22 protein-coding genes and 1 pseudogene are annotated in these 21936 nt (G+C 74.4%); 16 read left to right on the plus strand and 7 right to left on the minus strand.

Annotated elements, in window-relative coordinates; translation table 11 throughout:
* Positions 1-164: 164 nt before the first annotated feature.
* Positions 165-791 (plus strand): methyltransferase domain-containing protein, encoded by a 627-nt coding sequence (locus ACFCZ1_RS07405; RefSeq protein WP_376677425.1) that lies wholly within the window; start codon positions 165-167, stop codon positions 789-791.
* A 160-nt stretch (positions 792-951) separates the two neighbouring features.
* On the opposite strand, the gene ACFCZ1_RS07410 is transcribed toward ACFCZ1_RS07405, so the two are convergent.
* A complete protein-coding gene (locus ACFCZ1_RS07410; RefSeq protein WP_376677426.1) occupies positions 952-1881 on the minus strand; it encodes a DMT family transporter in 930 nt (309 codons plus the stop codon).
* Positions 1882-1910: 29 nt separating this feature from the next.
* Between ACFCZ1_RS07410 and ACFCZ1_RS07415 the strand changes: the two genes are divergently transcribed.
* The 3 genes from ACFCZ1_RS07415 (at position 1911) to ACFCZ1_RS07425 (ending at position 4609) form a co-directional block, all read left to right on the plus strand.
* The gene (locus tag ACFCZ1_RS07415; protein ID WP_376677427.1) at positions 1911-3362 is read left to right on the plus strand and encodes a PLP-dependent aminotransferase family protein; all 1452 of its coding nucleotides are present in this window, start codon (positions 1911-1913) and stop codon (positions 3360-3362) included.
* Between the two features lie 123 nt (positions 3363-3485).
* Positions 3486-3953: an LAETG motif-containing sortase-dependent surface protein gene (locus ACFCZ1_RS07420; protein WP_376677428.1), complete on the plus strand. Its 468-nt coding sequence runs from the start codon at positions 3486-3488 to the stop codon at positions 3951-3953.
* An 8-nt stretch (positions 3954-3961) separates the two neighbouring features.
* Positions 3962-4609, plus strand: coding sequence for an RNA polymerase sigma factor (locus ACFCZ1_RS07425; protein ID WP_376677429.1), 648 nt, complete (start codon positions 3962-3964; stop codon positions 4607-4609).
* 199 nt (positions 4610-4808) lie between these two features.
* Here ACFCZ1_RS07425 and ACFCZ1_RS07430 read toward each other — a convergent pair whose 3' ends face one another.
* Entirely contained in the window at positions 4809-5102 is a 294-nt protein-coding gene (locus tag ACFCZ1_RS07430; RefSeq protein ID WP_376677430.1) for a hypothetical protein, read from the minus strand.
* Between the two features lie 213 nt (positions 5103-5315).
* Positions 5316-5771, minus strand: a complete 456-nt coding sequence (locus ACFCZ1_RS07435) for a MarR family winged helix-turn-helix transcriptional regulator (protein WP_376677431.1) — start codon at positions 5769-5771, stop codon at positions 5316-5318.
* 192 nt (positions 5772-5963) lie between these two features.
* Between ACFCZ1_RS07435 and ACFCZ1_RS07440 the strand changes: the two genes are divergently transcribed.
* The 3 genes from ACFCZ1_RS07440 to ACFCZ1_RS07450 all read left to right on the plus strand — a co-directional run bounded on the left by ACFCZ1_RS07440 (position 5964) and on the right by ACFCZ1_RS07450 (position 9381).
* Positions 5964-7187: an MFS transporter gene (locus ACFCZ1_RS07440; RefSeq protein ID WP_376677432.1), complete on the plus strand. Its 1224-nt coding sequence runs from the start codon at positions 5964-5966 to the stop codon at positions 7185-7187.
* 44 nt (positions 7188-7231) lie between these two features.
* Positions 7232-7660, plus strand: coding sequence for a heme-binding protein (locus tag ACFCZ1_RS07445; protein ID WP_376677433.1), 429 nt, complete (start codon positions 7232-7234; stop codon positions 7658-7660).
* Between the two features lie 65 nt (positions 7661-7725).
* Positions 7726-9381 (plus strand): glycoside hydrolase family 20 protein, encoded by a 1656-nt coding sequence (locus ACFCZ1_RS07450; protein WP_376677434.1) that lies wholly within the window; start codon positions 7726-7728, stop codon positions 9379-9381.
* Between the two features lie 222 nt (positions 9382-9603).
* On the opposite strand, the gene ACFCZ1_RS07455 is transcribed toward ACFCZ1_RS07450, so the two are convergent.
* Positions 9604-9903 carry a DUF3040 domain-containing protein gene (locus tag ACFCZ1_RS07455; protein WP_376677435.1) on the minus strand — a complete coding sequence of 100 codons (300 nt, stop codon included), beginning with the start codon at positions 9901-9903 and terminating at the stop codon, positions 9604-9606.
* 112 nt (positions 9904-10015) lie between these two features.
* Positions 10016-10846: an endonuclease I family protein gene (locus ACFCZ1_RS07460; protein ID WP_376677436.1), complete on the minus strand. Its 831-nt coding sequence runs from the start codon at positions 10844-10846 to the stop codon at positions 10016-10018.
* 216 nt (positions 10847-11062) lie between these two features.
* On the opposite strand from ACFCZ1_RS07460, the gene ACFCZ1_RS07465 reads away from it, so the two are divergent.
* On the plus strand, positions 11063-11629 hold the full coding sequence (locus ACFCZ1_RS07465; protein ID WP_376677437.1) for a DJ-1/PfpI family protein: 567 nt from the start codon (positions 11063-11065) through the stop codon (positions 11627-11629).
* A 149-nt stretch (positions 11630-11778) separates the two neighbouring features.
* Positions 11779-12801 (plus strand): SMP-30/gluconolactonase/LRE family protein, encoded by a 1023-nt coding sequence (locus ACFCZ1_RS07470; RefSeq protein WP_376677438.1) that lies wholly within the window; start codon positions 11779-11781, stop codon positions 12799-12801.
* Here the strand turns inward: ACFCZ1_RS07470 and ACFCZ1_RS07475 are convergent.
* Positions 12785-13597, minus strand: coding sequence for a glutamate ABC transporter substrate-binding protein (locus ACFCZ1_RS07475; RefSeq protein WP_376677439.1), 813 nt, complete (start codon positions 13595-13597; stop codon positions 12785-12787). The two genes, ACFCZ1_RS07470 and ACFCZ1_RS07475, sit on opposite strands and share 17 nt — an antisense overlap.
* Before the next feature lie 225 nt (positions 13598-13822).
* Here ACFCZ1_RS07475 and ACFCZ1_RS07480 point away from each other — a divergent pair, with 225 nt between their 5' ends.
* The 7 genes and pseudogenes from ACFCZ1_RS07480 (at position 13823) to ACFCZ1_RS07510 (ending at position 21004) form a co-directional block, all read left to right on the plus strand.
* On the plus strand, positions 13823-14950 hold the full coding sequence (locus ACFCZ1_RS07480) for a hypothetical protein (protein ID WP_376677440.1): 1128 nt from the start codon (positions 13823-13825) through the stop codon (positions 14948-14950).
* 80 nt (positions 14951-15030) lie between these two features.
* Positions 15031-15103 (plus strand): annotated as a pseudogene (locus tag ACFCZ1_RS07485).
* A 65-nt stretch (positions 15104-15168) separates the two neighbouring features.
* The gene (locus ACFCZ1_RS07490; protein ID WP_376677441.1) at positions 15169-16314 is read left to right on the plus strand and encodes a gala protein; all 1146 of its coding nucleotides are present in this window, start codon (positions 15169-15171) and stop codon (positions 16312-16314) included.
* On the plus strand, positions 16311-17975 hold the full coding sequence (locus ACFCZ1_RS07495; RefSeq protein ID WP_376677442.1) for an ankyrin repeat domain-containing protein: 1665 nt from the start codon (positions 16311-16313) through the stop codon (positions 17973-17975). Before ACFCZ1_RS07490 ends, ACFCZ1_RS07495 begins: the two co-directional genes overlap by 4 nt.
* Positions 17972-19168, plus strand: a complete 1197-nt coding sequence (locus ACFCZ1_RS07500) for an AAA family ATPase (protein ID WP_376677443.1) — start codon at positions 17972-17974, stop codon at positions 19166-19168. Before ACFCZ1_RS07495 ends, ACFCZ1_RS07500 begins: the two co-directional genes overlap by 4 nt.
* Positions 19169-19185: 17 nt before the next feature.
* A complete protein-coding gene (locus ACFCZ1_RS07505) occupies positions 19186-20376 on the plus strand; it encodes a VWA-like domain-containing protein (RefSeq protein ID WP_376677444.1) in 1191 nt (396 codons plus the stop codon).
* A 94-nt stretch (positions 20377-20470) separates the two neighbouring features.
* Positions 20471-21004, plus strand: coding sequence for a TerD family protein (locus tag ACFCZ1_RS07510; RefSeq protein ID WP_376677445.1), 534 nt, complete (start codon positions 20471-20473; stop codon positions 21002-21004).
* A 175-nt stretch (positions 21005-21179) separates the two neighbouring features.
* Here ACFCZ1_RS07510 and ACFCZ1_RS07515 read toward each other — a convergent pair whose 3' ends face one another.
* A complete protein-coding gene (locus ACFCZ1_RS07515) occupies positions 21180-21788 on the minus strand; it encodes a TetR/AcrR family transcriptional regulator (RefSeq protein WP_376677446.1) in 609 nt (202 codons plus the stop codon).
* Positions 21789-21936: the final 148 nt, after the last annotated feature.

A 21936-nucleotide genomic window follows, 5' to 3' on the forward strand; every position in this document is an offset into this window, starting at 1 on the left:
CCGGCGACCTCCGAAACTGGGCGGCTCCACGAATGCCGAGGCCACGAGTCGACGGCACCGGGGTGCCGCGCCGGGGGCCGTGACCCGGTGCACCTTGCCGGTAACAGCACCAGGCCCTGTACCGCCCTTGTACGGTGGTCGCCCGGAGACGAAGGGGCGGTCCGATGGGTCAACGCAAGTCGGCGGCAGAGGTGTTCGACGAGCTGGGGGAGCGCTACGAGGAGGCGTTCGGACGGGTGCCCGGCCAGATCGACGCCCTCGGCTGGCTCACCGAACGGCTGCCCGGCGGAGCCCGGGTGCTGGACGTGGGCAGCGGCACCGGACGGCCCACCGCCGAGGCGCTGGTCCGGGCCGGCTGCGCCGTGACCGGCATCGACGTCTCGGCGGCCATGGTCGAACTGGCCCGCGCCAGGGTTCCGCGGGCGCGCTTCGAACAGGCCGACGTGCGCACCTACACACCCGAGCCGGGCGGGTTCGACGCGGTGTGCTCCTTCTTCCCGCTGCTCGTGATGGACCAGCCGGAGGTCGCGGCGGCGCTGGACCGGATGGCGTCCTGGGTCGCCCCGGGCGGGTACTTCGTGATGGCGACGGTCCCGGGCGACATCCGGGGCCTGGACATCGAGTGGATGGGCCACGAGGTCACCGTCAGCAGCCTTTCCACGGAGGACCACCTGGCCAGGCTGGCGGAGAGCGGCCTGGAGGTGCTGCACCACCACATCGCCCCCTTCCGTCCCGCCGACGCGCTCGCCGGCCCCGAAGAACACCTCTTCTGCTACGCCCGGCGGCCGTGACGGGGCTCAGCGGACCGCACCGCGCACCGACTGCCGGGCCCGGAACCGTACGGGAGCCGTGCCGACCCTCCGGCGGGCACACCCCGGGCCCAGGGGGTGTCCGGCGGATCACGATCCGCAGGTGACGAGGCCCCGTACAGCGGGCGGTTGGATGAGGTACTCACCGGGACGCGGGTTCCGGGAGCGCGAGCGGCACGGGAACGGGCACGGGGCGCGGCCGGCCGCCCAGTCCCGCCGCGAGGCCGGCGACGACCACGGCGAGGCCGAGCCACACCGCCGGACCCGGGACACCGCCGCCCGTGAGGGCCCCGGCGCCCGCCGCGGCGATCGGCGCGACCCCCGCCAGCAGCCCGGCCCGGCCGGAGCCCACGGCGGCCACCGTGCGGTACCAGAGCAGGAACGCCACCGCCGTGACCATGACGGCGAGGTACCCGGCGGCCGCCCACTGGGCCGCGCCGAGTTCCAGCAGCTCCGCAGGCCGCTCCGTGCACACCGTGAGCCCCACCAGCATCACCGCCCCCATCCACACCGCATGCACGGACACGCCCCACGCGCCGTGCCGGCGCAGCACCGGTACGGCGAGCAGGGTGAAACCGGCCTCGCAGCCCAGCGCGAGGGCGGCCCAGGCCACCCCGGTGGCGTCGGTCCGGCCCGTCCCCTCGACCAGGACGGCCCCGGCCACCACGACCGGAGCCGCCAGCAGCACCTGACGGCTGGGCCGCCTCCCCTCCAGGAACGGGCCGATCAGCCCGAGGAGGATCGGTACGGAGGCCACCGCGACGGCGATGACGGCCGGTTCGGCATGCGCCACCCCCCGTACGACGGCCACGTTGAACAGCACCAGTCCCGTCGCCGCGATCCCGGCCAGCCACAGCCACTCCCGGCCGCGCGGGCGCAGCACCGGCACCCGGGCGGCCCGGGCCAGGGCGAGCAGGAGCAGAGCGGCGGCCGCGTACCGGACGGCCTGGACGGCGAACAGCGGGGCGTCGACAAGCGAGCGGGAGACGGTGACGCTGCTGCCCACCAGCGCCATCCCGGCGATACCGGGCGCCAGGTCCCGGAAGGCGGTGGAAGGTGTTGTCGTCTTCATGCGTCCAGCCTCGGGGCACAATGGTCCCCATGAGCAGGTCCAATGAAGGCCGGGACGAGGGGTCCAAAAGCGGCTCGGACTTCCTCCAGCTCGACATAGGCCAGGCCCCGCCGGGCGGCCGTACCGACTGGCTGGCGGGCCGGCTCCGCGCCGCCATCGCCGACGGCACCCTGCCGGTCGGCAGCCGGCTCCCGGCCAGCCGCGTGCTCGCCGCCGAACTGCGCGTCTCCCGGGGGCTGGTCACCGAGGCGTACCAGCGGCTGGCGGAGACCGGTCAGGTGTCCGGCCGGGGCCGGGGCGGCACGGTCGTCGTCGCCGCTCCGCCCCCGGCGGCCGGGCCCACCACCGCCCCCGCGCGCGGAGGGCCGGTCGACGCCCTGCGGGCCGTACCCTGCCGGATCGACCTCTCGCCCGGAGTGCCCGACCTGACGGCCTTTCCCCGTACCGCCTGGCTCCAGGCCGAGCGGCGGGTGCTCGCCGGGCTCACCCCCGCCGACTTCGGCTACGGGAACCCGCAGGGCGCGCCCGCGCTGCGCGAGGCCGTCGTCGGCTGGCTGGCCCGCAACCGGGGGATCCGCGCCGACCCCGGCGAGGTGGTGGTCGTCGCGGGCGTCGCCCAGGCCCTGGGGCTGCTGGCGCAGGTCCTGCGGGAGGACGGGGTACGCCGGATCGCGGTCGAGGACCCCGGCTCGCTCGGGGCCCGGCAACAGCTGGAGTACGGGCGGCTGGAGACGGTGCCCGTACGGGTGGACGAGGCCGGGCTGGACGTGTCCGCGCTCCGCGCGAGCGGGGCGGGCGCCGTCCTGCTCACCCCCGCGCACCAGTTCCCGACCGGCGTCGTGCTCGACGGCGAGCGCCGCCGCGACCTGCTCGGCTGGGCCGCCGCCGGGGGACTGGTCATCGAGGACGACTACGACGCGGAACACCGCTACGACCGGGCCCCCGTCCCCGCGCTGCGCGCCCTGCTGCCCGAGGCCGTCTGCTACGCCGGGAGCGTGTCCAAACTCCTCGCCCCCGCCCTGCGCCTCGGCTGGCTGCTGGTCCCGCCGCGCCTGCGCGAGGCCGTGACCGAGACCAAGCGCTTCGCCGACCTCGGCAACCCGGTCCTCGCCCAGCTGGTCCTCGCCCGGCTGATGGACTCCGGCGAACTGGAGCGCCACCTGCGCTTCGTCCGGCGCCGCCACCGCCGCCGCAGGGACGCCATGCTCCGCGCCGTCGCGGAGCGGCTGCCGGGGGCCCGGGTGCACGGCGCGGCCGCCGGCCTGCACCTGATGGTCACCTTCGACCGCGCCCGGTTCGAGGACACGGCCCTGGCGTCGGCGGCCCTGGCCCTCGGAGTCAAGACCCACCCGCTCTCCTGGCACCGCCTCACCCCGGGCCCGCCCGGCCTGATCCTCGGTTACGCGGCGGGCTCGACGGGCGAGATCGAGGAGGGCATCGCCACGCTGGGCACGGCCCTGGCCGGCCTCCCGCCCGGCTGACCGCCCCCGGACACGCTCGAAAAGAATTCGTGCGAGGGCGGCAACCTCGGCGGGGTTCGCGCGTCGTGCGGGGGTGAAGGGTGCGATCCGGCGCCCTCGACCCGACCGTGGAGAACCACCGTGATGAACCTGAAGCGCGTCCCCCGTACCGTCCGCCGCGCCGCCGTCGGCGCTGCCGCCGTCGGGGCGGTCGTCGCTCTCGCCGGACCGGCCTTCGCCGCGGGGGGCTCCGCCTCGCCGACGCCCGCGTCCAGCGCCTCGCCGAGCGCCGCGCCGAAGACGACCGCCACCAGCCCGGCGCCGAGCCCGTCCGCCAGCCTGCCGGGCGGTGCTGCGCCGAGCCCGTCCGCCAGCCTGCCGGGCGGTGCTGCGCCGAGCCCCTCCGTCAGCCTGCCGGGCGGTGCGGCACCCAGCGCGGTCCCGAGCGCGGCTCCCGGTGGCGTCCCGCAGCCCTCCGCTTCGCCCGCCGGTTCCGAGCTCGCGCATACTGGCTCCTCCGCGACCACCACCGCACTGGGGGCCGGAGCCGCCGCGCTCATCGCCGCCGGCGCCGGGACCGTGTACGCCGTGCGGCGCCGCGCCAACGGCTGAGGAAACCCGTGCTCCACCTCGTACCAACCGTCGGCCCCCTCACGCCCGGCTCCGGCCGGCCGTGGCGGGGCCTGTGGTCGTTGCTGCGCCGGGACCGCTCCGCCCCTGCCGCGCCCCGGCCGTACGGGTACCCGTACATCCACGACACGACCGGCGGCCCGGCCGATCCGCCGCCCACCGTCACCGCGCTCTACCACGCGCACCGGCTGCGCATGGTCCGCCTCGCGGTGCTCCTCGTCGACGACCTGGCGACCGCCGAGGACGTGGTCCAGGACGCCTTCACCGCCCTGTACCGCCGCCACGGGGAGCACATCACCGAGGTGGACAACGCCCTCGGCTACCTGCGCACCGCCGTCGTCAACACCTCGCGCTCGGTCCTGCGCCGCAGGCGGACCGCCCGGGCCTGGACGCCGCCCGCCGCGGCCGAGGTGCCGTCGGCGGAGGCGTCCGTGGTGCTCGACGAGGCGCACCGCGAAGTCCTCGCCGCGCTCGGCCGGTTGACCCCGCGCCGACGCCAGGTCCTGGTGCTGCGCTACTGGGCCGAGCTCAGCGAGGCGGAGATCGCCACCACCCTCGGGATCAGCAGGGGAGCGGTGAAGTCGAACGCGAGCCGGGCGCTGGACGCGCTGGAACGGATTCTGGAGGGACGGGTATGACGTACGGCGAACGCCCCGTCGAGCGCAGGCTGCGGGAGGCCCTGGACGCGCGCGCGGCCGGTGTGACGGTCCGCGGGCTGCGCCCGGCCGATCCGCCGGGGCCGCACGTACGGCGGTTCCCCGGCCTCCCCGTGGCGCGGCTGCGGAGTCTCGGGCTGCCCCTGGCCGGGCTGGCCGCGGCGGCGGCCGCCGTGGTGGGCTACCTGGTGTTCGCCCCCGAGGCGCCTTCGGTCCGTCCGGGGCCGCCCGCCGCGCCGCCCGGGATCGGGACCCCGACCCCGACGCCGACGCCGACCGACCTGCCGTCGCCGTCGCCGTCCGTGATGCCGGAGCCGAGCTCGGCGCCGAGGCCGGGCCCGAGCACCACGCCGTCCGCGACGCGGACTCCCGCTGGGGCCTCGGCCACACCGTCGAAGTCCACGCCCGCGTCGGCGTCCCCGCCGCCCACGAGCTCCCGCTCCACACCCCCCTCGGCATCCCCGAGCCCTTCCAAGCCTTAGGTCCTGTCGTCGAAGTGGCGCGGGCCAGGCGCACTTTGACGACAGGACCTGGAGGTGTCTTGCCGATCAGGCGGCTGGAGGCCGCGCACCCGGGTGTGCGCGCCCCTCCGCGCCGCCCGGGGAGGAGGCCCGAATGTGACGGCCGGGCCGCGTCAACCCACCGGCACGTCCCCGTGGCGGACGCCCAAGGCCGCGCCCTACGGCCCTCAGCCGGCTCGGGTGTTCTCCACCACCGCGACCAGCGGGGCCAGTTCGGGGTTCTGTGCGGCCTCGTCCAGCGCCTCGCGCAGGGCGCTGTCGTTCGTCGGCCGGGCCGCGGCCAGCAGGGCCAGGCCCGCCTCGCTCACGTCGGTGTAGATGCCGCGCCGGTCGGTGTCGCAGATGTAGCGGTTCAGCAGGCCGCGGTCCTCCAGCCGGCTGACGAGGCGGGTCGTCGCGCTCTGACTGAGCAGCACCGAGTCGGCGACCTGGTGCATCCGCAGGTGCCCGCCCGGCCCGCTGTGCTGGCGGCTCAGGACGTCGAGCAACGAGTACTCGCGCACGCTCAGGCCGTGCCCCGCCTGCAGCGCCCGCTCGATGTGCGCCTCGATCCGCCCGTGCAGGAGGGAGAGGGCGCACCAGCCCTGGGAGAGGGCGGTGAGCGCGCCGTCCGTGGCCGTCATGGGCTCCTCCTTCGAAGCGGGTCCTGCGCGTGCCACCAGGATAGGCCACCTACGCAATAGCCCGCGCTTGCAAATATCCCGCGTCTGCAATTAATGTGGACGCACGTAAGCGGCGACGGCAAAAGATGCCGCGCACCAGCGGCCGAGGCGCCGCGAACCGCTCCACCCCTCCCCTGAAGGGCACCTCCCCTCATGCCTCTCGCACTCCTCGCCCTGGCCATCGGGGCCTTCGGGATCGGCACCACCGAGTTCGTGATCATGGGCCTGCTCCCCGAGGTCGCCGGCGACTACGGCGTTTCCATCCCCACCGCGGGCTTCCTGGTCACCGGCTACGCCCTCGGCGTGGTCCTCGGCGCTCCGCTCATGACCGTCCTCGGCACCCGCGTCCCCCGCAAACGGATGCTGATGCTGCTCATGGGCCTGTTCGTCGCGGGCAACGTGCTCTCCGCGCTCGCCCCCGCCTTCGGCGTCATGCTGGCCGGTCGCGTCGTCGCCTCCCTCGCCCACGGCGCCTTCTTCGGCATCGGAGCCGTCGTCGCCGCCGGGCTCGTCGCCCCCGAGAAGAAGGCCGGAGCCATCGCCATGATGTTCACCGGCCTGACCGTGGCCAACGTGGTCGGCGTCCCGCTCGGCACCCTCGTCGGGCAGACCTTCGGATGGCGCGTCACCTTCCTGATCGTCGCCGGGCTCGGCGTCCTCGGCTTGCTCGGCATAGCCCGGCTGGTGCCCGAACTGCCCCGGCCCGAAGGCGGCGTACGGATCCGCCGCGAGCTGGCCGCCTTCCGCAACGTCCAAGTGCTGCTCGCGATGGCGATGACGGTCCTCGGCTTCGGTGGCGTCTTCGCCGCGATCACCTACATCACCCCGATGATGACCGGCGTCGCCGGCTTCGCCGACTCGTCCGTCACCTGGCTCCTCGTCCTCTTCGGCCTCGGCATGGTCGCCGGCAACCTCATCGGCGGCCGGTACGCCGACCGCGCGCTGATGCCGATGCTGTACGTGTCCCTCGGCGCGCTCGCCGTAACCCTGGCGGTCTTCACGCTCACCGCCCACACCAAGGCCGGCGCCGCCGTCACCCTCGTGCTCATCGGCGCCCTCGGCTTCGCGACCGTGCCCCCGCTCCAGAAGCGGGTCCTCGACCAGGCGGCGGGCGCGCCGACCCTGGCCTCCGCAGTCAACATCGGCGCCTTCAACCTGGGCAACGCCCTCGCCGCCTGGCTCGGCGGCCTGGTGATCTCCGCGGGCCTCGGCTGGACCGCCCCGAACTGGGTCGGCGCGGCGCTGGCCGCCTCCGCCCTCGTGCTCGCCCTGGTCTCCGGCGCGCTGGAGCGCCGTACCGCAGGGCCCGCGGACCGCTCCGGCCGCGTGGCCGCGGCCGGAGCGCCCGAGTCGCCCGCCGTCGCGGCCCGCCTCTGATCCACCACCCGCCCCTCGCATCCGCCCCCCAAGGAGAAACCCGCATGTCCAGCGCCACCCGTACCGCCGTCGCCCCCCTGACCACCGAGGACGCCGACCTGCTCGTCGCCGCCGCCCGGACCGCCGCGGAAGCCGCCGGGGTCACGGCCAGCGTCACCGTCCTCGACGCCGGCGGCCACCTGCTCGCCTTCCGCCGCGACGACCGCGCCGTACTGATCTCCGGCGAGACCAGCACCCGCAAGGCCTACACGGCCCTCCAGCTGAACGCGCCCACCGCCAACCTCGTCGACGCCGTGCGGCCCGGCGGGCCGTTCCACACCCTGCCCACCGCCCTCGACCGGCCGCTGCTGTTCATCGCCGGCGGGCTGCCCGTCCATCGCGACGGCCGCCTGATCGGCGCGATCGGTGTCGGCGGCGGGGCCCCGGACCAGGACCACGCCGTCGCCGCCACCGCGCGGGCCGAGCTGGTCTGACACCGCCGCCGGGTCGCGCGCCCGGGCTCCCCGTGCCAGGTTGGTACGGGGAACACGGGCGCACGATGCGAAATCCGAGGTTCAACGTGAGAGGCCACGTCATAGCGACGGCCACGGTCGCCGCACTGGTCACCCTTGCCGTCCCGGGCTGCACGGCCGCCTCCGACGAGGCCCGCGCCCCCGCCGCCCCGACACCCGGCGCCAGCACCCGGCCCGGCCCCGCGGCGCCCTCCCCTTCCCCCGCGCCCACCGAACCCGCCCCGACCCCGACGCGCTCCTACGCCCTGTCCACCGCCCCGCGCACCATCCCGGCCGTACGGGAGCACATACCCGCCCGGGGCCCCGGCTGGAAGCCCGCCCCCGAAGCCCGTGTGGTCGTCGCGCCGGGCGAGAGGGCGGCCCTGTCCGACGAGGGCAAGCTGCTCGCCGGTGAACTGCGCATGGGATACGCCGAGTCGGGGGAGCCGCGCACGGGAGACGTCGAACTCTCCTTGGGCGCCAAGGGATCAGGCCCGGCCGAGTCGTACACCCTCGCCGTCAAGGACGGCCGCGTGCGGATCACCGGACCCGACGAGGCGGGGGTCTTCTACGGCACCCGCACCCTCAAACAGGCCGTGAAGAACGCCGGTTCGGCCCCCGAGGGCACCGTGCGCGACGGCCCGGCCAAGCCCCAGCGCGGGCTCAACCTTGACATCGCGCGCAAGTACTACACCCCCGACTGGATCGAGGACCGGCTGCGCGAGATGGCCGACCTGAAGCTCAACCAGCTCGGCCTGCACTTCTCCGACGACCAGGCCTTCCGGATCGAGTCCGCCAGCCATCCCGAGATCGTCTCCACCCCGCACCTCACCAAGGCCCAGGTGCGCGCCATCACCGCCCTCGCGGCCCGCCTGCACATCACCGTCGTCCCCGAGATCGACTCGCCCGGACACCTCGGCGCGGTGCTGCGCGCCCACCCCGGCCTGCAACTGCGCGACGCACAGGGCAGGGCGGTGAAGGGGGCGGTGGACATATCGAACCCCGCTTCCGCGAAGCTCGTCGACGAACTGCTGCGCGAGTACCTGCCGCTGTTCCCCGGCGGGGCCTGGCACCTGGGCGCCGACGAGTACCAGGCGCTGGTGGTCCGCGACCCCCAGGCCTCCTTCCCGCAGCTCGCGAGTGCGGCGCGGCAGCGGTACGGGCCCAGCGCGCGGGTGCAGGACCTGGCCACGGGCTGGCTCGACGACCGCGCGGACACCGTGCGGCCCTCGGGCAAGGCACTGAAGGCCTGGAACGACGGCTTCTTCCGCGGCGGGGTCGCGAGCGCGGCCAAGGACATCCAGGCCGAGTACTGGACCGGCAAGGAGATCGGCGCCCGCCCGCCGCTGGAATACCTGCGCGAGGGCCGCAAGGTCGTGAACCTCAACGACGAGTACCTGTACTACGTGCTGGGTGAACCGAACCAGTTCACCTACCCCACGGGCGAGCGCATCTACAAGCAGTGGACCCCGCTGGTCCTGCGCGGCAGCACCCCCGTCCCGGCGCAGTACGCGGACCAGATCCTGGGCGGGCGCCTGGCCATCTGGTCCGACCTGTCCGGCGCGCAGACCCAGGACCAGGTGGCGGCGGGCATCAGGCTGCCGCTGGCCGCGCTGTCCCAGAAGGTCTGGGACGCCCGCACCCCGGCCCTGCCGTGGACCGGCTTCACCGCCCTCGCCGACCGCCTGGACCCGCCGCGGTGATCTCGCGGGGGTCGGGGCCGCCGCGGTGAGAGCCCCGTCGGTGAGGGCCGGAACGACGTCGCAGAGGCCGGTCCGGGGTTCCGCAGCCGCGCCGGGCGAGCGACCGGCCCGCCGCCGTCGCATCGCGCGGACGAGCCGCGACCACCAGCGATCCGGCCGCGGCGGCGGCTGCGATCGAGGAGATCGAGGCGATCGAAGGACGGCGCCACCGGCCTGTCGGCCTCAGGCCCGCCGATCCCGGCGCTGCCAGCGCCGCCGGGCCCAGCGGCCGATCAGCGGCAGGGCAGTGACCACGGTAAGGACCCAGGCGGCGGCGAAGGCCCAGATCAGCGGCTGGGCCACGGTGACCGAAGCCGCCACGAGCAGGGCCACCGTCACCGCGCCCAGCAGACAGGCCGCAAGGACGCGGTGACGCGGACGCCCGGACCGCAGGAGCCGGTCGAGGGAGCGGTCGCCCTTCAGATCGGCTTCGATCGCCGACAGGGCGCGCTGCTCGTGATCGGAAAGTCCGGCTCCGTCCATGACGACGTACCTCCGCAGGCTGTCCCGCCGGGCGCGGACCGAAGCCTCTGACCTGCGAGTACCCGGTCACGGTGCGGCCCAACCCCGAAGGACGTCACTGCTGTCCGACCGGTTACCAGATGGAGTTGACCCACTCCGGGTGGTCGATGAACGGGTTCCGGTTGTGCTGGTAGGTGTCGAATATGACCTGGTTGCGGCGCTGCTCGAAGGCGTCCGGCGGGTCCATCTGGTTCCACTGCTTCAGCAGGCTGATCCGGCCGAAGAGGGGGGCGGTGCCGTTGTTGACCTTGTCGTTCATCTCCAGGTCCGCGAAGCCGTCGCCGCCGTCGTAGCGCACGGCCATGTAGAGCAGCATCCGCGCCACGTCTCCCTTGACCGCGTTCCGCGGCTCGAAGGAGTCGGCGTCCGTGTAGCTGCCCGGGGCCTCGGAGACCGGGCTGCCGCCCATGTCGAAGTCCTTGTTGCCGCGGGTGCTGTTGACCGTGACGTCCTCGGGGCGCAGGTGGTGCAGGTCGGTGCCCGGGCCGGTCGCGGTGCCGAAGTCGCCGTGGCTCTTGGCCCAGACGTGCTCCCGGTTCCAGTCGTTGGGGTCGCCGCCGTTGGTGGACTTGGACTGGGAGCGGCCGGAGTAGACCAGGATGACGTTGTTCGGGTTCGCCGGGTCCTGGTCGGTCACCTTGAGCGCGTTCCACACGCCGTCGTAGGTCACCTTGGACTGGGTCTTGATGATGCCGTGCAGCGCGGTCTTCAGCGCGGCTCCGGTCTTGCCCGCGGCGGGTGCGTAGTAGTCGTCGACCGTGGTCGCGGCCGTCACTGCGGCCGTGCCCGTGGCGGACCGGGCGTCCGCCGTCCGCTGCTGGCCGGCCGAGGCGGCGGCCGGGACGGCGAACAGGGCGGCGGCCGCGAGACCGGCCGCCCAGGGAGTCAGGCGCGAGATTCTCATCACGTGGGGGTACCTATCCGTATGCACCGTCCCCGCCCGGGGAATTGGCGGGGTGTCAGGTGGCAGAGCGAGGCTCACATTGTCATGTGCCGAACAGGTTAAAACCATGTGTCCGGCGTGCGGATCCCGGGGTGTGCCGGGCCTGCGGCGCGGGCAGGGTAGCGGTGGCCCCCACGGGGCCGATCCGACCGAGCACGGCCCTTCCTGGAGCAGCCCATGGCAGTGAAGATCCTCATCGTGACCGGCGACGCGGCCGAGTCGCTGGAGGTCCTGTATCCGTACCAGCGCCTGCGCGAAGAGGGGTACGAGGTCCACATCGCGGCGCCGTCGGTGAAGAAGCTGCGGTTCGTGGTCCACGACTTCGAAGACGGCTTCGACACCTACACCGAGAAGCCCGGTTACACCTGGCCGGCCGACCTGGCCTTCGCCGACGTGGTCACCGAGGACTACGCGGCCCTGGTCGTCCCGGGCGGGCGGGCGCCGGAGTACCTGCGCAACGATCCCGAGGTGCGGCGGATCCTGGCCGCCTTCGCCGACGCCGACAAGCCCATCGCCCAGATCTGCCACGGCCCCCTGATCACCGCCGCGGCCGGGGGCCTCACCGGCCGCCGGGTGACCGCGTACCCGGCGCTGGAGCCGGACATGGAGGCGGCCGGGGCCGAGTTCGAGGACTCCGAGACCGTGGTCGACGGCACGCTGGTGTCGGCGAGGGCCTGGCCCGACCACTCGCGCTGGATGCGGGAGTTCCTGACGGTGCTGCGGAGCAAGGCCCCGGTGATCTGACCGGGAGCGGGCTTCCGCTCCGGCGGTGAAGGGGAGGCTCCCCATTCCTTTGTGAAGTGTCCGGACGCGGGACTGACGGCGCGCGGGCGGTGTGCTGAGGTGTGAGCGTCAATCAACGCTCATGCCACGGCAGTTGAAAGGACACCACCGTGACCGGATCCTTGGGTCGGCGCAGGTTCATCGGCGCGGCCGCTGCCCTCGGCGGCGCCGCGCTCGCGGGTCCGCTCGCCCCGCTCGCCCAGGCCCGGCCGGCCGGGCCCCCTCCGGAGGGGCTCCTCCCGGCCGGGGCCCCGTCGGCCGGGAGCCCGCCGGCCGCCGCCCGGTGGCCCGACACCCTCGTGACCCCGCCCGGCTTCCAGCCCGAGGGCATAGCCGTCTCCGCCCGCGGGGTGGCCTACACCGGCTCGCTGATCGACGGCTCCATCTACCGGGCCGACCTCGCCACCGGAACCGGCCGGATCCTCACCCGGGGCCAAGGGCCGCAGTCGGTCGGGCTGAAGCTCGACGCGTACGGCCGGCTGCTCGTCGCGGGCGGCGCCAGCGGTCAGATCCGGGTCGTCCACCCCGGCGACGGCAGGGTCCTCGCCACTCACCGGGCCGCGACCGGCACCGCGTTCGTCAACGACGTCGTCGTCGGATGCGGCGGGGCCTGGTTCACCGACTCCTTCGGCGACGTCCTGTACTTCCTGCCCGCCGGGCGCGAGCTCACCGGCGCCGGCGCCGCCCCCCGCGCGCTGCGGCTCGGCGGCGAATGGGCCCCGGTCCCGCCCGGCGGCGAGTACTGGGGAGCCAACGGCATCGAGCGGACCCCCGACGGCCGGGCCCTGCTGGTGGTGCACGACACCGCCCAGGCGCTCTTCCGCATCGACCCGGCCACCGGCGCCGCCACCCGGACCGTGCTCGACGGCGGGTCGGTGGGCAACGGCGACGGCCTCGTGGTCCACGGCCGCACGTTGTACGTCGTACGCAACTGGAGCCACGCCGTGGACGTGTTCACCCTCAGCGGCGACGGCCGCCGTGCCCGCTTCGTCCGGCAGATCACGGACCCGCGGTTCGACGAGCCGACGACGGCGGCGGTGTTCGGGGACCGGCTCTACGTCGTCAACGCCCGCTTCGACGCCGACTGGTCGGACCCGGCCACCGCCTCGACGATCGTCAGCTGCCCGCGGTGATCGCCGGCGCCGGCTCGTACTTGTAGTCCGCGCCGAAGTTCTTCTTCACGGCCGCTTCCCAGGAACCGTCCGCGACCATCTTCTTCAGCGCGGCGTTGATCTTGGTCTGGAGTTCCTTGTTGCCCTTCTTGACACCGATGCCGTAGTTCTCGGTGCTCAGGCTCTGGCCCGTCAGCTTGAACTTGCCCTCGTTGCCCTTGTGGGCCGCGTACCCGGCCAGGATGGAGTTGTCCGTGGTCATGGCGTCGACCAGGTTGTCCTCGAGGGCGACGAGGCATTCCGAGTAACCGGGGAGTTCCAGCACGCTCGCCTTGGGGGCGACGCTCTTCCTGATGTTCTCCGCCGAGGTCGAGCCGGTGACGGAGCAGAGCCGCTTGCTGTTGAGGTCCTCCGCCCTGGCGATCGTGTTGTCGCTGGCGCGGACCAGCAGGTCCTGGTGGGCCACGAAGTACGGGCCCGCGAAGTCGACCTTCTCCTTGCGCTTCTCGTTGATCGAGTAGCTCGCGGCGACGAACTGCACCTCGTTGTACTGGAGCAGCAGCTCGCGGTCGTTGCTGTAGACCTGCTTGAACTCGATCTGGTCCGCCTTGTAGCCGAGCTCCTTGCCCACGTAGGTGGCGACGTCCACGTCGAAACCGGAGAAGACGCCGCCGGTCTCGCGCAGCCCGATGCCGGGCTGGTCGAACTTGATGCCGATGGAGAGCGTCCCCTTGGCCTGGTCGTCACCGCCGCACCCGGAGGTGGTCAGGGCGAGGGCGATCACTGCGGCGACCGCGCCGGCCTGGGGAACCTTCATTGCTGCACTCTTTCCTCGGTGACGCGGGACGTGTGCCGGGATCGCCGGCGCGCGTGGAACCGCGGATGCGTGGGGGACGTCACGACACGTGTACGAGGAAGCTAGGAAGCCGGTGGCCGCAGCGTCACTACATCTGAGGAAAACTTGAGGATAACGATCCGGACCGGCCGCAGATTCTGCGGTGGGACCGGGCCGGAGCCGCCAGAAGGCGGGAAAGGGGCGGGCGTGGAGACGGGTTCGGTGCGGATCGACAAAAATGCGCTGCTACTGGGAGAAGGGGTGCAGATCCGCTTCATCCGGACCCTGCGGCTGCCCGAATCGGGCACGCACGCGCTGCCGCCGGGGCTGGGGGAATTCCCGCTCCGGCGGGTGGAGGACTACCCGGACACGGTGCCGCCGGAGTGGCTCGCGAAGGGGGGTGTGATGCTGCCCGTGTACCTGCGCGAGGCGATGTGGCTGAGTTTCGCCGGTACCCGCGAGCCCGCCGCGCTCCAGGTCGGGGTCGGCAAGGTGTGCGCGGTGTCGGGCGAGCGCTGGACGGGCCGGCTCGCCCGAGGTCCGCAGAACTACGTGGTGCTGCCCCGCCAGCCGTGGCTGGACGGGATCAACTCGGGCGACGGGACGGTGCGCCAGTTCGTCGCCGTACCGCTGGGGCTCGGTGCCACCGTCGAGGGGCAGGTCACCGGGCAGGAGACCACCGGCGGAGTACAGCTCCAGGCGTTCCCGCTCGCGCCGGCGGTGCTGGAGGAGTGGCGGCGGGCGGACAGTGCGCGGACCCGGCCTCCCGGATCGCCGCAGTGGGCCCCGCCGCCCCCGACCCCGCCGACCGGCCCGGCCGGCGGGTTCGCCGGCTTCGGAGGCCCGGTACCCATGCCGATGGCGGCGGCTCCCGGCGGGATCCCGGCCCCGGCCGTCGCTCCGGCGGCCCCGGGGGCGGCGCCGACCCGGGGCGCGCCGCCCGCCGCTCCCGCGATGGGGCTCGGCGTCGGCGGTTCCATGCGCCAGGAGGTCTACCGGGACGACCGGCCGCTCTCCGCCTGGGCGGAGGAGCCGGCCGCGCGGGTCTTCGTGCACCTGGTGACGCCGCCCGAGTGGCGTCGTATCACCGGGGAGGCCGCCCCGCCCTCGCCGGTGGACCGGGCCGCCTACACCCGGGCCGGGCTGCCCTGGTTCGACTACTACGACGAGTCCGCCGCCGACCTCGCGCCCTCCGCGACGCTAGCCGGGGTCAAGCCGGTGGGGGAGTGGATCGGCGACGACCACACCCCCTGGGCGGAGCCGGAACCCGCCCAGGTCAAGCCGCTCGGTAACGCCCCGAGGCCGGGCAAACCTGTACAGGACGGCAATTGGTAGACAAATTCCGGCAGTCGGGAATCAATGACCCAAACTGGTGATCGATTTCCGGCCGCCGGGCCGGTATGATCGCGCGCAGCAAGGCCGTAGCGCAGAGGTCGTCGCGCCCACGCATCGAGCTGGAGGACGTCGGTTCGAATCCGACCGGTCTTGCGTCTACTTGCTGTCTCAAGTCGTGATGGACGCCGGGCACCGGCGAAGGAACCGGTGGAGTGGTGATGACACAGCCGACACCCGTACGGTGCCCCGCGATCGAGCACCCGGACATGCCGCCGGCCGACCCCGCGGGTCTCGACCCGCTGCTCGCCCGGCTCGCGGCGGACCACCCGGTCGAGGCCGACGAGGCCTTCCCGCTCGGCACCCTGCGCGCCGACGGCCGCGTCGACCTCTGCAAGCAGGGGCTCGGCCCGGGCGGCGCGGCCCGGCTGCTGCCCGCCGCGGCCGCCTCCGCACACGCCACCCACCTGCTCCTCGGCACCAACGCCATCGGCGACGGGGGAGCCCGCACCCTGGCGGAGAACCTGGCGGCCGGAGCGGACGGGCACGGGCTGCGCACGCTCTACCTCGGCTGCAACAGGATCGGCCCCGACGGGGTCGCCGCCCTCGCCGGAGCCCTCGCCGAGGACACCACCGTCCGAGCCCTCTGGCTCAAGCGGAACCCGCTCTTCGAGGACGGCGCCCGCACCCTCGCCGCGCTGCTGCGCCGCAACACCGCCCTGCGCACCCTCGACCTGGTCAACACCGGGATCGGCGCGGACGGCGTACGCCTCCTCCTCGACGCCCTGCTGGAGCGCGAGCAGCCGCTGGAACGCCTCTTCCTCGGCGGCAACGGCCTCGGCCCCGACGCCGCGCCGCTGCTCGCCGCCCTGATCCGGGAGGCCGGGGTGCGCGAGCTGTACGTACCGGCCAACCACCTCGGCGACGACGGCGCCGCCGTCCTGGCCGCCGCGGCCGCGTCCTCCCCCGGCCCGGTCCGCCTCGGCCTCGGCGGCAACGGCATCGGCGCCGCCGGAGCGCGCTCCCTGGCCGGCGCCCTCGACTCCGTCGAAGCCCTGGACCTCGGCCGGACGATGTCCGAGCGGAGCCTGGGAGCCCCCGGCAACGACCCGGGCGACGAAGGGGCGTACGCCCTGGCCGCCGCGCTCCCCGGCAGCCCCCTGCGCCGCCTGGAACTGCGCCACACCGGCCTCACCGGCCGCGGCGCGAAGAGCCTGCTCGCGGCGGTGACGGCCGACAGCCCCCTGGAGTACGTCGGCCTGGGCCCCGGCCTGCCCCGCCGCGTCAAGCGCTCCTTCGCCGACCGGCTCCGCCCGGCCCGGGCCACCCATCCCGACCTGCGCGCCATCGGCAGCGTGTACCGGTGAGCCCGTACGCGGGAGCACCCGGCGGCTTCCTGCCCGAGGACGGCCCGGCCTGGCAGCGGATCCGCCGGTACGCCGTACCCGGCTGGATGATCGAACAGGCCACCGCGCACCGCCTGGCCGGGGACTGGCGAGCGGCCTGCGCAGCCGCGGGCGTGGACATCGGCTTCGACCTGCCCGAGGTCGCGGCCCGCTACGGCGCCTCCGTCGCCGGGGCCGTGGAGGAGGACCTCCGCAACCTCGCCCCCGACCTGCTGCGCTGGCACCTGCCGCGCGGCCTCGGCGGCCGCACCACCATCGCCACCGACCTGCGGATCCTGCTGGCCTCGTACGGCGGCGCCGACGGCCCGACCCTGTCGGTCACCACGCCCGTCATGACCGAGGGCGCGCAGCGGCTGCGCCTGCACTGCGCGCCGGTCGTCCCGACGAAGCGGAACCGGTACACGGGACGCGGCTTCGTCCCGGAGGACTGGACCGCGGTCCGGCCGTTCTGGGACGCCCGCCGCGCATCCGAGCTGGGCGCGCGCTTCGGCGACCCGGAGGGCCGCACCGAGCGGATCGACCTGCTGCGCGCGCAAGGGGACACCGCCGCGGCGTACGAGGCCGCGGGCATCGAGTGCGACCTGACCGTGCCGGCCCCGCAGCCCTACCAGCGCCAGCTGGACCCGGAGGCCCTGTTCGGGCGGATGCCGATCGACCTCACCCGGCTCGTGCAGGAGGTGGGGCGGCTCGTGGCGGCCGGCGCGGGCGAGCGGTACCGGATCGCGGCCGACTGGCGTACTTACCTCCTGCTGGAGACCGACGGCCCCGACCGGCTCCGGGCCCGCTTCATCGAGCGGGAAGAGGCACTCGCCGTCCCGAAACTGCTGCCGCGGTACGCCTGGCAGCGGCTGCCCGACCTCGAACTGGTGCGCACCGGCCGGATCACCCCGCGTGAGCTGCACCCCCTCGTGGCCGCCTCCCTGTTCCCCGGCGCCGGGCCCGCCGCGGGCCCGCCCGGCCCCGCCGAGGCGGAGCCCGTCCGGGTGCGCTGCCGGGGTGACTGGCACGAGGTGCGCTCGCGGGGCGGCGTACTCGACCTGCCGCACACCGCCGAAGAGCAGCAACGGGAGCGCGCCATGCGAGCGTTCGGCGGCGCGGTCTCAGGCTGCTTCGCCGTGCAGCAGACCTGGACCACGGGTGAGGGCCGGCTGCCCCGCGCCCTGCGCGACCAGCAGCGGGAGCTGTTCCTGCGCGCCCAGCACGGGGACACCCCGGGTGTGGTGACGCTGCTGGACGCGGGCGTGGACCCCCGGATCCGGGAGGCCCGCGGACGCGGCCTGTTGCACGAACTCCACCTGCTCGACCACGAAGTGCTGCTGCCCCGGCTGCTCGCGGCCGGCCTCGACCTGGAGGCGCGGGACAAGCACCAGCGCACTCCGCTGCTGTCGGCCGTGCACTGGGGCGGCTCCCCGGAGCTGGTCAGGGCCCTGCTGGCGGCCGGTGCCAGGATCGACGTCATCGACGAGATGGAACTGTCGCTGTCCCAGGAGATCCGCCGCTACAAGCGCACCGACCTGGACTTCCTGCGCCGGCGCGTCGACGAGGAGTTCCCCGGCATCGGCGCCGACTGGTTCGACGAGCACATGGAATACCGTGAGGAAGACGAGGACGACGACGCATGAGTGCCCAGCCGCAGCCCTCCCGGGCCCTGGCCGCCGCCGACGCCCTGGGCAAGCGGTTGGGCGCCACCCGGAGGGAACCCGCCACCGATCCCCAACTGGAGGCGCTGGCCCTGGCGGTGACGGCCAATCAGCCCGTGCTGCTGTGGGGTGAGCCCGGCATCGGCAAGTCCGCCGGCATGCGGCAGCTCGCCACCGCGCTCGGGGTGGAGCTGGAGACCGTCATCGCCAGCGTCCACGAGCCCTCGGACTTCTCCGGGCTGCCCATCGTCGGCGACGACCCCGCCACCACCGGCGTCCCGATGGCCCCGCCGGACTGGGCGGTACGCCTCGCCCGCACCGGCCACGGACTGCTGTTCTTCGACGAGTTGTCCTCCGCCCCGCCCGCCGTGCAGGCCGCCCTGCTGCGCGTGGTCCTGGAACGCCGGGTCGGCAGCCTCGAACTCCCCCCGGCGGTACGGATCGTCGCCGCGGCCAACCCGCCCGCCAGCGCGGCCGACGGCTGGCACCTCAGCCCCCCGCTGGCCAACCGCTTCGTGCACCTCGACTGGACGCACGATCCGCGCACGGTGGCCCGCGGCATGGCCGGCACCTGGCCCGAGGTGGCGATCCCGGCTGTCGACCCCGCCAAGGCCTCCGGCTCGGCCGCCCGCGCCCGCGGCGCCGTCTCCGGCTTCCTCACCGCCCGGCCGGGCCTGGTCCACCACATGCCCGCCGAGGCCGCGTCCCGCGGCCGCGGCTGGCCCTCCCCGCGCACCTGGGAGATGGCCCTGCGGCTGCTGGCCACCGGGTACGCGGCCTCGACGGGCCGGGAGGCACTGGCCGCCGCACTGACCGGAGCCGTCGGCGAAGCCGCCGGGATCGAGCTGCTCTCGTACCTCGAACACCTCGACCTGCCCGACCCGGACCGGGTGCTGGCCGACCCGGACGCCTTCGCCCTGCCCGAGCGCGGAGACCGGCAGCTGGCCTTCCTCATCGCCGTGGTCGCCGCCGTGCAGAGCGAGCTCACCCGCCCCCGCTGGGAGGCGGGCTGGGCGGTGCTGGCCAAGGCCGTGGACGCCGGCGTACCCGACGTCGCCGCCCGGGCCGCCGCCGACCTCGCCGCGATGCGCGACCTCGACTGGCCGGTGCCCGCCGGCATCGACGCCTTCGTGGAACTGCTCCGGCTGTCCGGCTCGCTGCCGGGCGGCGGCTGAGCCCGGCGGGCCGGGCCGTGCGCCTGGACCGCGCGAAGCTCCTGGCGGCCCGCTACAAGGCCGCCGAGGGCCGCCCGTACCTCGCCTCCGCCCTGTACGCACTGACGGTCGTCCCCTCGGACGGCGTGCGCACCATGGGCGTCGACCGGCACTGGCGCTGCTACGTCTCGCCCGCCTTCGTCGAGGCGACCCCGGTCGACGAACTGGCCGGAGTGTGGATCCACGAGGTGGCGCACCTGCTGCGCGACCACCACGGCCGGGCCGAGCGCCTGCCCGCCGCCGATCAGCGCGATCACGGCCGCGTCAACATCGCCCAGGACTGCGAGATCAACGACGACCTGCTCGCCGACGGGCTGAGGCTGCCCGAGGGCCGGATGGAGCCCCGGCTCTTCGGCCTGCCCACGGGCGGGCTCTTCGAGGCCTACCTGCCGACGATACCCGCACAGTGCAGCACGTCCTCGGCGCACGGGGTGGACTGCGGGTCCGGCGCGCACGGCACTCCCACGCCCTGGGAGCTCGGTGAGCGCGGCCCCGCCCGGGTCGGCCCGGTGGAGGCGGAGGCGCTGCGCCGCCAGACCGCCCAGGCCGTACGGGCCCACCAGCGCGCCCGGGGCCGGATGCCCGAGGGATGGGCCCGGTGGGCCGAGGAACTGCTGGAGCCTTCCGTCGACTGGCGCCGGGCCCTGTCCGGAGCGGTGCGGGAGGCCGCCGCCTGGGCGGCCGGCGCGGTGGACTACACCTACCGCCGCCCCTCGCGCCGCACCCCCGCGCTCGGCGGCCGGGTGGTGCTGCCCAGCCTGCGCCGGCCGCTGCCGCGGGTCGCGATCGTCATCGACACCTCGGGGTCGATGGGCCCGGAGGACCTGGCCGCCGCGCTCGCCGAAGTCACCGGCGTGCTGCGGGAGGTGGGGGTCGGCGGCAACCGGGTCGCCGTCCTCGCGTGTGACGCGGACGTCCACGCCGTGACCCGGGTGACCAGCGTCGACCAGGTGGCCCTGGCCGGCGGCGGGGGCACGGACATGCGCGTCGGCATCAGCGCCGCGCTGGCCCTGGCCGACCGGCCGAACATCGTGGTCGTACTGACCGACGGGTACACCCCGTGGCCGGACGAGACCCCGTCCTGCCGGCTGATCGCCGCGCTGGTGGGGGAGAACGCGCCCGCGCCGCCGGGATGGGTGGAGACCGTACGCGTCGACCTCGGGGCCTGAGCGGACTGGCCGGGAACGTGCGGTCGTCCGGGCTCCGGCGGTTGACCCGTGGGACCATGGGCGGGCAATACCCGTTGGGCGGAGGGGGAGTTCGGTGACCGGTGTACGCAAGGGCCTGGCCAAGGTGGAGATCGCGCTGCGATGGGACCCCAGTCCCGCCGGCACGCCGGCGCACGACCTCGACATCGTGGCCGCGGTCTACGGAGCGGCGGACCTCCACGGGGTCCCCGTCCACCTGGTCCACTTCGGCAGCCGGTCGCCCGACGGCACCATCACCCTCAACCGGGACAGTCAGACGGGCCAGGGCTTCGGCTTCGACGAGGTGATGACCCTCGAACTCCACCGGATGGCGCCGGAGCTGCGCCGGGTGGTCGTCGGTGTCCTGATCCAGGACACGGGTGCGGACCGCCCCACGACGTTTTCCGACGTCGCGGGAACGGGGGTCCGGATCCGTGAGGGGTACGAGGATCTCGCCCAGGGCGACTTCGCGGCCGTCCCGTCCGCCACCGCCGCCACGGTCGCCGAGTTCACCCGGGACGACTCGGGCGCCTGGTCGCTCGACCCGCGGCTGCACGGCTTCGACACCGGTCCGGAGGAGTTCACCCGGATCATGGGCCGAGTGCGCTGACGGCGGCGACGGCCGCCGCCCGGCCCGGCTCGGACGGCCCGGGGCCGCTCAGATCGGGAGGCGCCCACTCGTCGCGTGAGTGAGCGCCGCCCGGTCCGGGTGGCGCGCTGCCGCCGTCCCCACGAGGCAGCGCGGGCGGACCGCCGTCCGGTCATCGGGACGGCGGCCCGCCGGTTCAGGGGCCCTGGGGTGGTGTCAGACCCAGGGAGGGGAGCATGACCGCGTCGACGAACCGGACCAGGTAGTCGGCGTCGGCGTACCGTCCTTCGAGCACCGGCCGGATGCGGAGCACACCCATCAGCTGCGCCGGAAGGAACTCCACGGCGGGGTGGTCCGCGGTGATCTCGCCGCGCGCCACCGCCCGCTCCACCATCACGTCGAAGGCGGCCAGCTCGGGCTCGACCAGCGCCTCGCGCAGGGCGGCCTGCAGTTCCTCGTCGCTGAGCACGGCGTGCCCGAGGGCCTGGGTCAGCCGGGTGTCGCGCCCCGAGGTGCAGGCCGCGATCCGGGCCGCCTCGCGCAGGTCTTCCGCCAGCGATCCGGTGTCCACCGCGACGAGGGTGCCCTGCCGGTTGGCCCGCAGGGCTGCGGCGACGAGCTGGGGCTTGGTCTTCCACTGCCGGTAGAGCGTGGACTTGCCGCAGCTCGCCCGGGCGGCGATGCCCTCCATGGTCAGGGCCTCGTAGCCGTGCTCGCGCAGCTGCTCCAGGACGGCCTCGTAGAACTCCTGCTCCCGCTCCGGAGTGATCTTGGAGCGGCGCGCGGTCGTCGGCGTCGTCGTCATGGGGTGCGGCTCTCCTCGGGGGCGCCTCGGTGGCTTGTTCCAGTACGAGCAGTGTACGGGAACGCGAGCGTATCGGTACACCTGCGTATCGATACGCAAATGTATCGATACACTGGCGTGTCGATCTGTGCGAGCAGGAAGCGAGACC

The organism is Streptomyces sp. NPDC056224 (assembly GCF_042267665.1).
Taxonomy (GTDB): domain Bacteria; phylum Actinomycetota; class Actinomycetes; order Streptomycetales; family Streptomycetaceae; genus Streptomyces.